Origin of the sequence: Dendronalium phyllosphericum CENA369, assembly GCF_016056275.1 — a bacterium.
GTDB classification, from domain to species: Bacteria; Cyanobacteriota; Cyanobacteriia; order Cyanobacteriales; family Nostocaceae; genus Dendronalium; species Dendronalium phyllosphericum.
This window is the reverse complement of record NZ_JAECZA010000228.1, coordinates 1-16041: the sequence shown is the minus strand read 5'-3', so window position 1 is coordinate 16041 and position 16041 is coordinate 1. Positions and strand designations below refer to the sequence as shown.

Annotated in this window: 16 protein-coding genes; 8 read left to right on the top strand and 8 right to left on the bottom strand. The window is 40.0% G+C overall.

The genetic code is table 11. The features are described from left to right. Window positions 1-67: 67 nt before the first annotated feature. From I8752_RS25360 to I8752_RS25345, 4 genes are all read right to left on the bottom strand, one after another. Complete coding sequence (locus I8752_RS25360) at window positions 68-2233, bottom strand: peptidase domain-containing ABC transporter (protein ID WP_214435002.1); 2166 nt, start codon at window positions 2231-2233, stop codon at window positions 68-70. 187 nt (window positions 2234-2420) lie between these two features. Continuing rightward, a complete protein-coding gene (locus tag I8752_RS25355; RefSeq protein WP_214435001.1) occupies window positions 2421-4241 on the bottom strand; it encodes an HlyD family efflux transporter periplasmic adaptor subunit in 1821 nt (606 codons plus the stop codon). Between the two features lie 1525 nt (window positions 4242-5766). Beyond that, the gene (locus I8752_RS25350) at window positions 5767-6459 is read right to left on the bottom strand and encodes a hypothetical protein (RefSeq protein ID WP_214435000.1); all 693 of its coding nucleotides are present in this window, start codon (window positions 6457-6459) and stop codon (window positions 5767-5769) included. A gap of 514 nt (window positions 6460-6973) precedes the next feature. After that, window positions 6974-7678 (bottom strand): diacylglycerol/polyprenol kinase family protein, encoded by a 705-nt coding sequence (locus I8752_RS25345; protein ID WP_214435099.1) that lies wholly within the window; start codon window positions 7676-7678, stop codon window positions 6974-6976. 62 nt (window positions 7679-7740) lie between these two features. On the opposite strand from I8752_RS25345, the gene yidD reads away from it, so the two are divergent. Then, window positions 7741-8025: a membrane protein insertion efficiency factor YidD gene (gene yidD / locus I8752_RS25340; protein ID WP_214434999.1), complete on the top strand. Its 285-nt coding sequence runs from the start codon at window positions 7741-7743 to the stop codon at window positions 8023-8025. Window positions 8026-8265: 240 nt separating this feature from the next. Here the strand turns inward: yidD and I8752_RS25335 are convergent, their stop codons facing one another. The 4 genes from I8752_RS25335 to I8752_RS25325 form a co-directional block, all read right to left on the bottom strand. Beyond that, a complete protein-coding gene (locus I8752_RS25335; RefSeq protein WP_214434998.1) occupies window positions 8266-8520 on the bottom strand; it encodes a DUF7219 family protein in 255 nt (84 codons plus the stop codon). Between the two features lie 203 nt (window positions 8521-8723). Further along, entirely contained in the window at window positions 8724-8849 is a 126-nt protein-coding gene (locus tag I8752_RS38175; RefSeq protein ID WP_263986144.1) for a hypothetical protein, read from the bottom strand. Between the two features lie 56 nt (window positions 8850-8905). Continuing rightward, window positions 8906-9190: a hypothetical protein gene (locus I8752_RS25330; protein WP_225895901.1), complete on the bottom strand. Its 285-nt coding sequence runs from the start codon at window positions 9188-9190 to the stop codon at window positions 8906-8908. Window positions 9191-9630: 440 nt separating this feature from the next. Beyond that, complete coding sequence (locus I8752_RS25325) at window positions 9631-10608, bottom strand: carbohydrate kinase family protein (protein ID WP_214434997.1); 978 nt, start codon at window positions 10606-10608, stop codon at window positions 9631-9633. Between the two features lie 353 nt (window positions 10609-10961). Here I8752_RS25325 and pedR point away from each other — a divergent pair, with 353 nt between their 5' ends. The 7 genes from pedR to I8752_RS25290 all read left to right on the top strand — a co-directional run bounded on the left by pedR (window position 10962) and on the right by I8752_RS25290 (window position 15908). Next, entirely contained in the window at window positions 10962-11225 is a 264-nt protein-coding gene (pedR, locus tag I8752_RS25320) for a photosynthetic electron transport-dependent transcriptional regulator PedR (RefSeq protein WP_214434996.1), read from the top strand. Window positions 11226-11641: 416 nt separating this feature from the next. Next, entirely contained in the window at window positions 11642-12292 is a 651-nt protein-coding gene (locus tag I8752_RS25315) for a DUF6391 domain-containing protein (RefSeq protein ID WP_214434995.1), read from the top strand. A 196-nt stretch (window positions 12293-12488) separates the two neighbouring features. Beyond that, window positions 12489-12638: a hypothetical protein gene (locus tag I8752_RS25310; protein ID WP_214434994.1), complete on the top strand. Its 150-nt coding sequence runs from the start codon at window positions 12489-12491 to the stop codon at window positions 12636-12638. 238 nt (window positions 12639-12876) lie between these two features. Next, entirely contained in the window at window positions 12877-13884 is a 1008-nt protein-coding gene (locus I8752_RS25305) for a glycosyltransferase (RefSeq protein ID WP_214434993.1), read from the top strand. A 269-nt stretch (window positions 13885-14153) separates the two neighbouring features. Next, on the top strand, window positions 14154-14549 hold the full coding sequence (locus I8752_RS25300) for a hypothetical protein (protein ID WP_214434992.1): 396 nt from the start codon (window positions 14154-14156) through the stop codon (window positions 14547-14549). A 33-nt stretch (window positions 14550-14582) separates the two neighbouring features. Beyond that, entirely contained in the window at window positions 14583-14903 is a 321-nt protein-coding gene (locus tag I8752_RS25295) for a hypothetical protein (protein WP_214434991.1), read from the top strand. Between the two features lie 189 nt (window positions 14904-15092). Beyond that, window positions 15093-15908, top strand: a complete 816-nt coding sequence (locus I8752_RS25290) for a DUF1838 domain-containing protein (protein ID WP_214434990.1) — start codon at window positions 15093-15095, stop codon at window positions 15906-15908. Window positions 15909-16041: the final 133 nt, after the last annotated feature.

Here is a 16041-nt window from a genome sequence, read left to right as displayed (position 1 = left end):
CTATTTTATTTCACTTATTAAAAATCTCGGTTTAAATGAGTAACTATCGAGTCATGAAAGCGAAATTTCATACTGATAAAAACTGTAAATGCTCTCCTGGTTGCGAGGTAAAAGTCTCTAAAGTACCTTGTATTTGCACTTGACCTTTATCTATTAACACAATCCAATCAGCACGATTAACTACACTGGGACGATGGGTAATTAAAATTGTAGTTTTACCTTTTCGAGATTCCAAAAGCCGATCCATCACTTGAGATTCACTAACTGGGTCTAGTCCCGCTGTTGCTTCATCTAATATTAGTACGGGTGGATCGGTGAGAATTCCTCTAGCGATCGCTAGTCTTTGTCTTTGTCCCCCAGAGAGATTTGCTCCAAATTCTCCTAAAACAGTTTGATAATTATTTGGAAGTTGACTGATAAAGCCATCGGCATCAGCAATATAGCAAGCTTTGACAATTTCTTCAAAAGCAATGTAAGGCGTACCTAAGCGAAAATTATCTACAATCGAGCGACTCCAAAAATGAGGTTCTTGAGGTACATAAACTACTTGTTGTCGCAAACAATCTAAAGAAAGGTCTTGCATGTTATACAAACCTATACGGATATTGCCAGAATTCGGTTGATATAAACTTGCTATTATTTTTGCTAAAGTACTTTTGCCACAACCAGATTTACCAATCAAAGCAATAACTTGTCCCCCAGGCAAGTTAATAGAAAAATCCTCTAGTAAGTCAACTCTGCCAGGATGATGAAACGTGATATGAGAACAACAAATATCTGCATTACTAGGAATTTGTGCAATTGGTTTTTGACTACCTCCAACTACTTCCGGAGTAGCATCAATAACTTCTAAAAGTCGAGATATAGCTGTCTGCGAACGAAAATACTCATCTGTTAAGCCAACTAAGGAATCAATTAAATTCAAAACATTAACTTGTAAAGTATTAAAAGCTAGCATTTGACCGATGCTTAATTCCCCCTGAATGACTAAGATGCTTCCTAGCCCCAGTAAAACGACACCACCGATGGTAGTCAGCAAACTAGCAACAGTATTGTTGATAATTCCAATTTGAATAGTGGTGAAATTGAGATTAGCAAGGCGACCAAAACGGCTTTGAAATTCATCCCAAAATTGAGGAGCCGCATTTGTGGTTTTTAATACCTGTGCTCCTTTAAATGTTTCTACTAAAACACCTTGATTTTCAGCTCCTAAGACTAAAAGATTGCGGGTTTTTTGTTGTAAAACGGGTAAAAAAGGCAATGTAGAGAGGGTAATTAAAATACCGAAGAGAACAACTGCTAATGTTAGTTGCCAGCTATAAAACAACATGAAACAGAAAGAAACCACTGCAACGAAAAACTGGCTAGGTAAAAGAACCACAATCTGCGATACCAACTGATTGATCTCATTAATATCTCGCAATCGGCTAGTGATTTCGCCACTACGGCGGGCTTCGTAAAAACTTAAAGGTAATTGCAGAATTTTTCGCCCAAACTCTAAGACAAGCCCTAATTGCAGCCGTTGCCCGAAGTGAGCAATCATTGTACCTTGCAGTATTCGCAGACTACTACTAAATAAAGTCATCACCACAACAGCTGTTACTACAACTGTGAGTAACTGGGTATCTCCACGCACCAAAACATCATCTGTAAGGAGTTGAATCATGACGGGAGTAGCTAAAGCCAGTAAGCCGAGGACAGCGTTAATGATTAAGACATGAGTAAGCAACCCACGATAAGGCCAAATGCGCTGAAAAAAGCGTCCTAAGCCACCCTTTGCTTGTTCTTGGGGCTGCTCAAAAAAGCTTTCTATTGGCTCTAGTAAGAGCATCACCCCATTCCAAGCTGTTTTTAACTCTTCTCGATTGACATAACGAATGCCCACAGATGGATCGGCAATGACGTACTTTTTGCCTCGTTGAGCATATAAAACAACCCAATGGTAGCCTCGCCAATGTAAAATTGCTGGCAATTGAACTTCTTTGATTCTGTCTATAATTGCCGGCGAAGCTTTCACAGCCCTAGTATTAAAACCTAAAGCCTCAGAACCACGTTTTAGACCCAACATAGTTGTTCCTAGCTGTCCAGTTCCTACAGCTTCTCGGCTGCGATTGATGCTTAAGAAGCGTCCGTAATATTTGCAAATCGAAGCTAGACAAGCTGCTCCACAGTCTTCTTCACTCAACTGTAAAACGCACTGGTAATTTTTCTGGAGTTTGAATAAACCAAACATGGTGCAAACCAATGAGGTAAAAGGGATAAGGGGTAGGGGGAGATGAGGGGGATGAGGAAGATGAGGGAGATGAGGGAGTGAGGGAGAATAACTTCCGACTTGCGACTTGCGACTTCTGCCTTCTGCCTCCTGCCTTCTGCCTCCTGCCTTCTGACTAATGACAACTGACAACTGACAACTGACTCTCCTAGATATCTGCGATTAATCTTGCTTTACGAAGAAGGAAGTGGAGTACTGTTTCTTGACGAGAGATAATATCAGCTCTGCCTTCCATCCCAGATTTCAGCTGACACTGGCGATTGCTTTTACCCACATACATAGTTTGTGGTTCAATAGTTACTTCATAAGCTTTAACCTCTGAAGTGCTTGGAGTTGCATTGTTTTTTTCGACTGGTAGAGCATCTGGTGCAATTGTTTTAACAGTCCCTTTGAGAGTGCCATAGTCTGGATAAGGACAAGCAGAAACCTGCATTTGCACTTGTTGATCGACTTTTACCTTATCAATATCTTGAGCTGGCACTTGAGCTTTGATTTGCATTGGCACATCAAGAGGAGCAATCTGAGCAATGGCTTCACTCGGTTGTACTACCTGTCCGGGGTTGCGAAGTTTTAATTGTAATAAAGTACCTGCGATCGGCGCTCGAATCACACTTTGATTCAAGTCGTTTTGTATTTGTTGCAGTTCTTTGGAAGTGCGATCGAGTTGTTTTTGGAATTCTAGGCGCTGCTGTAACAAAGTTTCTCTTTCTTTTTTCAAAGCGGCTAAGGTAGCCTCACCTTGTGCTTGTTCTTGCCTAATTTTTTCAGCCGCCACAGTTACGGAAGCGTTACTAGGAGCGATCGCAGTTTTAGCCTTGTCTAGGTTCGTTTGCGCTACTTGCAAGGCTTGGTCTTTTTCCTCTACGAGATTTTTAGCGTTAGCTTTCGCCTCTTCTAACTTCGCCTCAGCCGATTTGATTGCTTGTTCTTTTTCCTCTACGAGATTTTTAGCGTTAGCTTTCGCCTCCTCTAGCTTTGCCTCAGCCGATTTGATTGCTTGTTCTTTTTCCTCTACGAGATTTTTAGCGCTAGCTTTCGCCTCTTCTAGCTTTGCATCAGCCGATTTGACTGCTTGTTCTTTTTCTTCAAAGAAATTGCGAGAAATAGCTCCCGATGCAACTATCGGCTGCAAGCGATCGCGCTGCACTTTAGCTAATGTCAAAGCTGCTTGCGCTTCTTGCACGGCTGCTGTTAAAACTTTGTCTCGCTGCAATCTGTCTCGCTGCACTTTCGCTAAGGTTAAGCCTGCTTCTGCTTCTTGTAAGGTTGTTGTTAAGAGTTTTTCTCGCTGCAATCGATCTCGTTGGACTTTAGCTAAGGTTAAGCCTGCTTCTGTTTCTTGCAAGGTTGCTGTTAAGAGTTTTTCTCGCTGTAATCTGTCTCGTTGCACCTTAGCTAATGTCAAAGCTGCTTGTGCTTGTGCCATATCTGCTGTGGCTTTAATTTGCTCATCTTCATAGTTGCGTTGAGTACCACGTAACTCAGCTTGTGCAGCGATAATTGTCCGGTTAATTAAGCTTGTCTGGGCTGCAATCTGAGTATTGATTTCACCGATTTGAGCATCAATTTGATTTAGTTGTAATTGAGTCTGCCGACTATTGTTTTCTAATTGACTTTTTTGAGTCCGCAGGCGGGAATCATCAACATAGGCGATCGCTTCTCCCTGAGCTACTACTTGATTCTCTTTAACCTCAATCTTTTGCACAGCTCCAGTAATTACAGATTCAACAAAGCGCAGTTCTCCCACAGGTCTGATAGTTGCAGGGACTTTAACTGTAACTTTGTAAGTGAGAATAGATGTCAGGCTAATTCCTGCCACAAAGATACTTAACAGTACGCCCCCACCAATATTTGTCCATTTACCAATATGGGGGAGAAACTCATTAGCCTCAATTACAGGCAACTGCTCTAGAATCGGTTCATTTAAACTATGCCAGAAATTGTTTTCTTCTTGGCGTAGGATGTTCACAGCACTGCACCTTTAATAGGGTTTGTCAGTTATCAGAAGGCAGAAGGCAGAAGTCGCAAGTCGCAGGTCAGAAGTTATTCTCCCTCATCCCCCTCATCCCTCATGTCGTGAAACGGTAACAAATGCAGCTAAAAATAGCCGCGTTCGTTGTTGACAATGGTTTATAATCAAAAAAGGGGAACGAGAAGGGTATGTACGACGTTTAAAAATTATCTTTCTCAAGTCTCAAATGCGGGCAACGCATTGAGAAAACGGAGGAAAAAGCTCAAACTCCCTCAAAGTCCTCACTTACGTTGAGCGAGTAGTAATAACTTCCTCCAACCCCCTTTCCATATCCAAAAAAAGGATTGTAGCGATTGAATCGCAGATTTAGTTTTGTTTGCAGCATTTAGTTAGTACAGCACAGCGAAAATAAACTACCCATTTGAAGTATCTGAAACCCTTGCAAAAAAGTAATTATGAATTCACGCAGCGATAGTTTCTACTTAGATAGGCAAAAGTTTCTACTGTTATAGATGATTTCCATTTCACCTATAACAATTGTTATGGGCTAATTGCAAAATCTAAGTCTGTAATGCCTGTATGAATGACTCCATACAAGCATAAAAAATCTTGTAATCCACTGTTGATTGCATTATTCTAGCCAAGGAAGTTTGTGAGTGCTGCCTTGGATATTAAAGATGATTGTCTCATCTAAAGTTGCTATTAATGCTACCTTGAAAGTCATCAAAAGAATTTTATTATGTAGCTTTTGCGCTATTTTGTTGGCGCATAGCGGCTGACTGCAAGGTATAATAATTTGGTTTATGCCGTGCTGTACTAATTGTTAAAGTTACTCATATCTGAATTAGTACTGCCAACTAAAAATTTATGTTGCTTATCAGATAAGGTGATAAACAATACATCTGCAATTATTTGATGTGACATGATTTTTTGCCTCATTACGCGATCGGGTGGACAGACCACCTAAGTAACCAACTATAAGCACTGTTTGTCAGGAATTCATAAATCCAGAGATAGAAATTCAACCTGTACATTTACTTCTCAAAGTAGATATTAAATCTTTGATTTTCTGTAGATATATCCATACCCTAAGAGTGGGTATAGTCAATATTTGGTATTTCTGAAGCTATTTGAAGAATTTAAATAGATACTTCCAGATTTTAGCCAACTAATATCATGTTCGGATGAATGCTTATAATTAGGGCTGACGCAGGGACACGGGGACGCGGGGACAAGGGAGAATTTTGAATTATAAGTAATTAAGCGAACTTGATATTAGTAGTGGTTAGGGCATATGGGTTTCATTTGTTAGGGGTAAAACAGAGGTTACTTCTTCAGAGTTACCCACATCCCACACCCCACACCCTACACCCCAAAACCATTAATATTAATGATTTCTGCTTAACAAGCGTGCCATTCGTGTAAAGGTTTTGAACACCTACACCCCATATCTTTGCATCTTGACCCAAACCCTTGATTTTTCGTCTTCATGCATAAGTCCTATGTTATTGCGGAAAATTTATCAAACAGCTAATTGCCGACGCTGGTGTTGCTGTTTGTTAAACAGCTTTTGTTCTGGTGTTAAGATATCGTTGTCAATTGGGGGGCGCATATCCCACTGCAACTCTGCTAGTATCAGTAAATTGATTGCCATTACTACGCCCGTGGCGAGAAACTGCCATTGACTAAAGCAGGGAATAACTGCACCTGCTAATAGATGGATAAGTGCTATTAGTAAAAAGGCCCGCGATCGCAATGCTAGTGCTGTACATAAATAACCAATACTGCTTAATCCCAGCCACAACGGACACAAACGCATCAATACTTCTCCCCAACAAAGAAAAATACTTGCGTCAGTGAGAACAATACCCCCAACCATCAAAATTATCCAAGAATAAACTAGCCAACGTACCCGTTCTACACTCACCCAAAACCAAGTCAAAACCACCATAGCAATCGTGCCGACAAAGGTAAGGACTGACCACCAAATTGCTTGTGTATACCAACTGATGGGTAGAAATTGAGCTGTCACAAATATACCCGCACATATTAGACCCCAAAGGATAAATACTTGATCTATACGGGTATAAAATCCCGAAAACAGTCTAATCTTGCCAATCTTCAATTCAAGACGTAATAGACCTTGCAAGTCTTGAAAATCTAAAGCTTCTTGTTTATCTCGCAATAGCGGCTGAGAAAAAGGTATAACTGTCATCCTAAATATATGTCTAAAGATAGTGGCGATGATAAACAATTTTAAGGTATAGCTTGAAAAATCTTCACAAAAAATCAAGTTATTTACTGATAAATCATTAAAAAATCGTTAGGCTTTGATTGCTACTAGCGATCGCACTCAGCCGTTACGCCAAGAAAATGGCCCATCAAATTAAATCAAGAGTGCTGAGTAATCTTCTTGTTACTCAGCACTCAGCACTTTGCTATATCATTCAAAGGGTGTAGGGGGTGGCGCAACGAGTGTGGGGAACCCACGTTTTAAAATGTGGGATTGTAACAAGGACACTGTTTTTCTCGTACCCTTCGGGTGACGCTCGCAAGCTCGCTAACGCTACGCTAACACCAGTCGCATACATAAGGAAGCCTTCTTGCAGCGCTGGTTCACTACGTATCTCGAAAAACATCTTTTTTTAAACGGTGCTGTTACTCACAACTGAAGTTTTTATTTAAACGCCTACACCCCACACCCTACACCCCACACCCTGTTTTTGTAATTAAAAAGACAATAGCTCAATTAACGCAAACGCTAAAGCAGCAGTACCTAAAGGAACTGTCAAATTATCAATACCCAAAAATGATACAGCTTCTAAAGCAGTAGCGACTAAAGCGATCGCCAATGATACTACCCAGCTTTGCCACACATTTCCTTCTACACCCAGCAAAATCAAATTACTGACAGCATAGCTGACTGCGGTCATAGTTAACGAGCCTTCCCAGCTTTTTTGACTTCCTAAGACTTGATACTTATGTTTGCCAAATTTTTGCCCAATTAGGGCTGCTAATCCATCTCCCCATGTCATCACCATAATTCCGATAACTGCGTACTGAGGCTGGCGCAAGTACCAAAAACAAGCGACTAAGATACCAAAACTGACAGCATAAAAAAAAGTTCCTAGACTTTGGCGGCCTACACTATTAATTGCAGGAAGAATGGGGAATCGATATGACAACAAAGTTATAGCACTCGCTACAATTGAAGCCGTAATACCTACACTAGCAGGCATGTCTAACCACCAAGCCAGCAAAATTACATTGCCAGTGCCAATGTGAACTATCTTACGTACTATTTCTGGTTCGTCTGTGGCAAAACGCTTGACTAACCAAGCAATTAAGAGGATGAGTGATACCCAAGCTGCAACTATGATAATTTGCAGCCATAAGGGTGGAATAAAGCTTAAATCGGCAACTAAAGTCAACAACGATGTTACAGGATAGGGATTTTTTACCTTTGTTTCTAATTTATAAGATATGGGTAACTGCAATGAAATTATTATTCATTAGTCTGATTCGAGGTTACAGAATGTTTATTTCGCCAATGTTCCTGCCGACTTGTCGCTTTCAACCAACTTGTTCTATGTATGCTATTCAAGCAATTGAAAGATTTGGCGCGTGGCGTGGCGGATGGATGGCAATTAGGCGAATTTTGCGTTGTCATCCATTTCATCCGGGCGGTTACGATCCAGTGCCAGAGATTGTAGCAAAAGATACGACAAAGCATTGCTGTAGTAACAATATCTTGGATTCTGGAAAAGAGCAAGGGAAGTAAGGGATAACGACTAAACAGCATGAAATGGCAAAAATTAAAGCCTTGCCCCACCCACGAAACGGAAATTGACGATACAGCAGCGTTAACTTAGCCAAAATAGAATAACAGTTACTACTCTACTTATTCAACTGATAACCTGGTGAAAGGAGCACTAATAGCATTGCAACTTCTCAGCCTCAAAGATTGATAGCTCTAGCTCCCAGTTTTTTACTGCTTTTGTCGGAATACAATTTTTCGCACTTAACTATAATCATCCATTCCAATCCTCAGCTTTTTTTTACTATTTTTTAACTGCTCCCACAACGCCTCAATTTGATTGTAAGCTTCTTCAGGAGAGAGTTTTCCACCTGTTTCTAGATTAGTAATGAAGCTAATTTTTTGAGCAAATTCTTGAAGATTTGCATTGAATATTAAGTTTTCTGGCTTGACTTTACCGTAATAGCGATTGTAAGGGTAAAGAAATTTGTTTTTGCTTTCCCAACTTGAATGTGCCATTTAGTTTCTCTATTGATGTCTTTAATTTTTAAATTTGTCAAAAATTGTAGTTTTTCATGTATTAATAATTTACCAAAAGCTTGATAAATATACAAGAAATTTGAGAGGCGTATTCTTTAAATAAGCTGTATGAGAAGGCTCTTTTCTCTTACTACTGTATTAGTATCATTTAAAAAATGAAATAGCATATTTAACACATATGTCTAAATGATATGACAAAGTGTTGAATTATGAGTGCTGAGTAAAAACCCAGTTGCTTTATGGCTTTTAGCGATCGCAACTGTCCTAATGTGACTACGGCTATATATTTTGATATCTTCACCAAACATATTTATTAAAATAGTTAAGAATTTGAGATATCAAATTTTAAATATTCCTTTAAAGTTTAACTATCTCTGAGATTAGAAGAAGATTCTAATAATAGCTGTTCCTGCTTTTTGAGATTATTTAAATAATTATCAGCGTAGCGATAAGCTGCTGCTTTATCGTAAGCAGCAATAGCTAGAGCTTGCAACAAAACCTTTAACGGAACTTCCAACTCTGAAAGTTTTTCAGCTAAAGCTACCAAATCATTATCTGTTGCAAGTACACTTGTCTCTAATGGCTGAGATCCTATTTGTTGTGTTTTTTCTAGGTTGAGTTGGATATTCGATATTGCACAATAGGTCATAACTACATCCTCATAACTTGAATGAGTGTAATTCTCCTTAAAAGCATAATCTAATGTAACCGTGTTTTTGCGGTATTTGCTAATTGGCAATCTCAGACGATCCGCGTAATTGCAGTCATGTATATCAATGTTGTTTGGTAAACCATTATTTGTGATTGAGGAGCAATTAACCGAGTTTTTATATACTTACTTAGTCGTTTATTATGCAATATGACCGCAGAATGGCATGAGGGCTTTCGTCCATTCTCAAGCTGGGAGTATCAGCCGTTAGTAGCAGATATCCCAGCTGGTGTATCTGACTTTTCACGGTATGTGGACGCATGAGCGAGGGTGTGGGGTGTGGGGTGTAGTCCGGCTTTCTTGTTTTCCCTACCCCCTACCCCCAGCCTTAACAAGAGTTTGAGGACTTCCCGTGAAAAGTCAGGCTGGTGTATGAGTTTCTAAAGGTGATGTGTCGCTAGAAAAGCTTCAACTTCAGCGGTAGTAGGTTGGGATGCGATTGCTCCTGGTTTGATAGTAGTCAGCGCCCCAACAGCACTAGCATAAGTCACAATTTGTTTTGCTATTTCTGCATCTCTTAATTTTTGGATACCTTGTTGAGCTAGCTGGTTGATAAAACCTGCGAGAAAGCTATCACCCGCACCAGTTGTATCAACTACAGAGATAGAAAAAGATGGTAATATGCCTTCATTTTCACCCAAGCAATAAGAGCAACCGTTTTCTCCATCTGTAATTAGCACTCCTTCAACTGAATCTAGACGGTAAGTGATAGCTCCTGGATCTGTGGTATCAAATAGCCATTGGGCTTCTTCTTTGGCAAGTTTGAGAAAATCGACTCGCTTAAATGCGGCTTGAATTTTTTGTCGAGCAGTGTTTTCATCTTTCCAAAACACAGGCCGCCAATTTACATCTAGCACAATCTTTAAATCGTATTGTTCTGCTAGTTCTAAAGCGCGGTTAATTGCCTGTTCGCTTTCAGGATAGGCTAATTCTAAAGTACCCAAAACCAGAAAATCTGCCTCTTGAAACAGCAAATTTGGTAATTGTTTGACTTGCAGACGAGTATCGGCAAATTCAGTGGTATCATACTGACCAAATCCAGCAAAAGTGCGATCGCCCGCTAGATCCCGCGTCACATAAACTTGTCGCGTTGGTGCTGTGGGATGGCGCTGCACTCCAGTTATATCGACACCTACTTCTTGTAATAACTTGACTAGCTCATTTCCTGGTTCATCTTCACCAACAGCTCCGATAAATCCTGCGGTCGTTCCCAACTTTACCAAAGCACAAGCTACATTAGCTGGTGCTCCTCCTGGATAAGGAGTCCAAGATTTTACTTCTTCCAACTTTAGCCCCAATTGATCGGCTAAACAATCAAATAAAATTTCACCGAGGCACAAAACACGGGGATTGCTCATCTGATTCTAGATATTAAATTTTCGATGTTGAATTAGAAATTCCAGTATAAAATCTATAACACTCTTTACTCTTCTGTCGTCAGTTTTAATAGAATTAAATAGCAAGTTTTGCTACTACCAAAAGGTACATATCATCTAATTTTCTGTTTTTTTATCTCAGTAGTTATGTAATTTTTATCTCCAAAATAGTACTTATTGTTACTAATACTGGTTTATATTGCCATTCAACTGAAATCTAAAGAAAATATTGTCAATTGCATTACTGTTAACACTTGAAACGCCTACAACAAAAGAATCTTCTAGAATTAGAGAGAGCGATTAAGTACATATACCAAGGGAGGATAGAATAAGTCATGGCTGGTGGCGAGTCTCAGACCCCTGTTAGTCTGTCAGACAGAGAACTGCAAATTATCGACTTAGTGGCCGCTGGCTTAACTAACCAAGAGATTGCAGCGAAACTGGAAATTAGCAAGCGAACAGTTGATAACCATATCAGCAATATTCTCACCAAAACCCAAACGGACAATCGAGTGGCTCTTGTCCGCTGGGCTTTGCAGTGGGGCAAAGTCTGCTTGAATGATGTCAATTGTTGTCCATTGCCCAACCAGAACGATTAGGCCGTTTGCGAATAGAGATTGGTCGATAGCGTTTGGCAGACGCTAGCGATCGCATCTAGTATTGCGATAAATTTCGTCTGGTATGCAGCAAGCGCCAATTTTAACGGTTTACTAATTGTTCTCCTCCTCACGCCTTTATTTTTGTGTGAATTGATAGCGTAAATTCTCATTGCTGTGAAAAAGAGAATGGGGAGATTAGAGAGATGAGGGGGATGAGGGGGATGGAGATAAATTATCTGATAATTGTCTCCTGTGTCCCTCTGCTCCCCTACCCCTCTGCTCTTACTCTCCACCCTCCAGCCCCCTAGCATAGATATTTTTCAATCATCAACAAAAATTAGCAACAATCCACTGCCTCAAGCGCTACATTTGTAAGAAATCTATATTGCTCCATCGACTAGGGGAGCAGTGTTCTTATGAATACTTCTGCTTCTGTTCAAAGTAGCTTGTCTATTTTTGACTTTTTTAAGTTTGATTTGACTACACCTCAACCCACGCAAGATGCCGATTTACTTAAGAATCTATCGTTTGTTCCAGGGTTGAAAGAAATTATCATGCTACGGCAGGTTCACGCCCTAGAACATGCTACAGTTTGGGTTCTAAGTGAATCAAAAAGCCCTCATAATCCCACACTACTCACCAAGGTTCAAGTAGATAACGAACTATTAGGCGGGCTGTCTACTGAACAGGGATTTTACCTCTATGGTGAAGTAAACATCAGTGATTTACGGCGTGCAGTCACACTAGGTCTACATCGCCTGACTAGTGGTGAGTGGGATTTAGCCGTACATCCTCGCTGCGGTACAAATTTATCTGTAGCGATGCTATTGACTGCTGGATTAGCGATGGGTGTATATTTTTTACTGCCATTTCGACCAATCGAACAACTGATAGGTTTGGGCGTAGCAGCTACAACAGCCGCTGAAATTTCACCTGATTTAGGTTCTATGGCACAGCGGTACTTAACAACTGCTATTCCCTTTAATTTAACAATTGAAAATATCACCCGTACACACGATGTTTGGGGGCGCGAAGCACATTTTGTCAAAGTAAACTGGAAAGAGTGAAAAGTAAAAGATTTTGTTAATTTTTGCTTTTTTATAATCTTGAGTATAGAAGGAAACAGTCATGCATTTTGATACCCATATCAGCCTGAAGAAAGTACTTCGTAACCAGCATCGACCGGGCTTTACCGAGCCTTTTCACAAAGTTGTGTTTCAAGTAAAATCAGACGGAATTGATACCTAAGATATTGGTATATGGGTGCATCGCTGCTATCCAGATGACGAACTCATTAAGGTTGCACGTACATTTCTGGCTGGGCGGCTTGCTGACATGACTACTGCGGCATCGGCAGACGCATATACGCCATCTGAAGTTGATACTTTGTGGCAAACGGTGAAGCCAGCCTAAATACTCTAATTCAACTTTTTTGGTGAAAGTAAACAGGGAAAGGAAAATTTACTCTACTTTTCCCACAGCGCAAGCGAAATTGTAATACTAGCAAGTAACGTTGGGCATTCTGTCCGCCCCAAAATATTAAAGACGGGCAAGATGCTCATCCACAAAAGTAGTAAAATTATCCCACAAAAATGCAACACTAACTAACTGCTACATGTCTGTGCGTTCATACATTTGAAATAATTGTGTAATGAGAAAACTTTACTTTTTACTCCCTGGAACTGACGGTAAATTTGCCTGTGGTGGTCTTTGGGCAGAGTTGAAAACAATGCATCTCGCTCAACAGATTTGTAGTGCTGATGTTGTAACTTATCGTCAACGAGAAACAGGCAAGCTATTTATAGACGATTTGCTCTTAGAAGACAATTTAGATAATGTAATTTTTGTGATTAGTTGGGGATTTGATATCGCTAAACTTGTTACCAAGCTCAAATCCTACAATGTCGTTTATCATGCCCACAGTGCGGGTTACAATTTCCAACTGCCTGCGAGTATCCCAATCGTCACTGTTAGCCGCAATACAATGGGATATTGGGGGCAAAAATCTCCTAATTCTCCAATCTATTATTTGCCTAATCAAATTAGTAACGAATTTCAAAATCTGCATCTCGAACGGGATATTGATGTTTTAGTTCAAGCTCGCAAATCTTCTGAGTATTTAATTAAACAATTAATTCCAACATTGCAACAGCAATGTCAAGTATGTGTTGTTGATTCCTATGTAGAAGATTTACCCGGACTCTTTAATCGGGCTAAAATTTACCTTTATGATTCTGCTGAGTATTGGGCACAAAGAGGTGTAAGTGAAGGATTCGGGCTGCAACCGATGGAAGCTCTTGCTTGTGGTTGTCAGGTCTTCTCTAGTGTTAACGGTGGACTCTCGGATTACTTAGATCCGGGATTTAATTCCTACAAAATTGCTGCATACTCAAAAGAATATGATGTGCAACGTATCCTCAAAGTTCTGAAATCTTCAGTATCCCTAACTTTACCCGAAGAGTTTTTTGCAGAGCATCGGACTGAAAATATTATTCAGCGATTTCAAGCGATCGTAAATGAATTAAACGATTTTTTTGACCACAAAGCACATTATGAATCTAATATTAAAAGCTTGTCAAAAGGTCATCTGACAAAATTACTCGTCCAACAGCTATACAGTAAGGTAAAGAAGAAATATTTTCAGAGCTTGTCGCGGTAATTTATACCAATTGTGATTTTAAATTTTGGAGCTACTGTCTTGCTTTAGTTGGCAAAATTGTAGCAAATAATGCGATTGTGAAAGATTTAGCAAAAGCTATTTTAAACTTTTCATTTGTCGCAATCATTCTTCAAATTCGGATAAATTTCTTAAGTATAAATTAAGTTACGCAGTGAAGCGCGAGTCCTCGCGTGATTACGAATGACAAATAAGTATTTGCTGCGGATAACATGGAATTGCACCCGCATACCTGATTTAGAGGTTTAATTATGAAATGTTCGCTTCTAGCTTTACTTGTTGCGATCGCACCCTTCGCTCTGGCTTATCCTGCTAATGCTAGTGAAGAGGAGATTCTTCCGGCGATCGCTGATGGCGCTCAAGCTGCTGCTTTAGTCACTAAACCAATTACCATTAATACAGGAGCAAGTAATACTCTCGACCGAACAAGCAATTTTAGACAAATCGCTGGCTCAATTGGTTCAGCACGCCAAGGAGAATGTAAAAAGATTACTCCTTTTGATTTAATTAACGATCCGTCTGCTATCTTCAAGCAATGCCAAAAGCCAACAAATCATCAAAGTTCTCAAAGTAACGCCGAACCCATAGAATATTTCAAGGTTCCTCGACTTGATTCTGGCATTAGTGTGACAGTCACCAAATTTTAATCCAGAAAATCTCTTTTTAGCTGCCCTAAAAAAATGAGTAAGTTTCAAATCGATATTGATTTCAGCAATGTAGACTTAACCTCTCTGGAAACAGATGATGATTTCAAAAGAGAAGCAAAAATATTACTGCCTCAAGCTCTGGTTAAACTAGGCGAAACCGTGGGGGAAAAGACTTGGGATGAACTAAATAAAACCAAGGGAGCAGGAACTAAACAAAAATTTTCTCAAAGCGAAAAACGTAAATTCGTTCAAGAAACAGGAAAAAACTATCAGCGCCAAGCCAGTAATCGAGAAAGGCAAGAACTAGAAAATTATATAGTTGAGCAATTACGTACCCACAAAGAAGGTACTTAATACTAATTCGTAATTTGTTAGGCTCAATCGGCGATTTCAAAGTCACTTGAGAAATTGTTAGAAACACACCTCATTTAACTTCCTGTAATCCCGATTGAGATATACAGCAGAATTGGGAAGTGAAACTGGCTTGATGCTTGGCTTTGAGACTGAAGTAGTGTACTTCATCGTTTATAAAGGATGCTGTAGATGGTTGCCCAAATTCAAGAATTAGATGCCCTGCATTGGGTGAAAACTCGTTCCTCTCTTGACCCTAGTCAATCCACATTCCTCATGTGGACAGGTAAGATTTACAGTTTTATCCCTACAGAGAAAAGAAAACTTCTATTTAAGATCCTGGGGTTAAGTATTAGTAGGTGCATTCCCATAGCAGAAGGTAGCTGGTATTTTACTTCTAGAGAACTAACTTACTACCTTGACCCTGAGACAGGTGAAATGCTGCGGAAATGGGAAAATCCCTGGACAGGTGAGATCGTACCAGTAATACACGTTGCCAATAATCCGGTGCAGGGTAAGTTTCAGGGTAAATTTCCCGCCCATGTAGAAGGTGATACTACAACTTTTGTTTTTGATATTTTTCCCACTTACCCCAATCTACTGGCAGAAGATCCGAAATTTGCTGAATATAGCCCTTATGCAACATATCAGGCAGCGGAATTATTTAAACTGACAGTGCCAACCGCAGATTTATTTAACTCAGAACTTCTTTCAGTTTCTCAACTCAGACTTAGTTGGGATCGGATTGGTCAGTGGCTTCCTTGGATGAAGATGGGCGATCGCCCTGGTAATCTCATCTACAGTGCTACAGGAGGTAAAGTCGGTGGTTTAACAGAATTACCTCAGTTGTTGCAAGATGAAATTAATAATCGCATTCCTTTATATAAGCAAGCTCCAAAAGCTTATCTAGAAGGTGAAGATATGACTTCTTGGTTGTACTTTCAAAAACACTTTCAGGCTTACTTGGCTGGCGAAATCTTCCCAATTCCCGAAACAGAAGATTTTTGAGTGCTGAGTGCTGAGTGCTGAGTGCTGAGTTAGAAGTAGAGACGCGATGAATCGCGTCTGTACAAGAGTCAGTTGTCCGTTGTTTTATTTCTTCTGCTCCCCTACTCCCCTGCTCCCCTGCTCCCCCTACTCC